Origin of the sequence: Fibrobacter sp. UBA3629, assembly GCF_002374005.1 — a bacterium.
Lineage (GTDB): Bacteria > Fibrobacterota > Fibrobacteria > Fibrobacterales > Fibrobacteraceae > Fibrobacter.
The window spans coordinates 32,144-32,805 of sequence record NZ_DFLC01000038.1 but is presented as its reverse complement, the minus strand read 5'-3'; the positions used below and the strand labels follow the sequence as shown (position 1 = coordinate 32,805).

The 662-nt window shown below is 57.7% G+C and carries 1 protein-coding gene; it reads left to right on the top strand.

Annotation, left to right across the window (positions count from 1 at the left end):
- Positions 1–662, top strand: a 662-nt coding sequence (locus B2310_RS11600; RefSeq protein ID WP_290731758.1) for an Hsp70 family protein, incomplete at both ends; no start/stop codon positions are given.

The following is a 662-nucleotide window of genomic DNA, read 5'->3' as shown; positions in this document are numbered from 1 at the left end:
GCCCTTGCCTACGGTCTTGACTCCAAGAAGAGCGAAAAGGTCGCCGTGTATGACCTCGGTGGCGGTACGTTCGATATCTCTATCCTGGAAATCGACGACGGCATGTTCAGCGTGAAGGCCACCAACGGCGATACGATGCTCGGTGGTGACAACTTCGACGAAGTGATTATCGACTGGATCAACGACGAGTTCAAGAAGGACAATCCGGGCATCGACCTGAAGAAGGACAAGATGGCCCTGCAGCGTTTGAAGGACGCCGCTGAAAAGGCCAAGATTGACCTGTCTGCTACGACTTCTACGAACATCAACCTCCCCTTCATCACTGCCGACGCTTCGGGCCCGAAACACTTGGACCTCACGCTCAGCCGTGCCAAGTTTGACCAGCTGACCGCCCACCTGGTGGAACGCTCCATGGAACCCTGCCGCAAGGCTATCGCCGATTCTGGCCTCTCCTTGAGCGAAATCGACGAGGTGATCCTGGTCGGTGGTTCTACCCGTATCCCGGCCGTTCAGGAAGCCGTGAAGAAGTTCTTCGGCAAGGAACCGAACAAGACTGTGAACCCGGACGAAGTGGTGGCTATCGGTGCCGCCGTCCAGGGTGCCGTGCTTAGCGGCGACTCCTCCGTGAAGGACGTGTTGCTCCTCGACGTGACCCCGCTTTC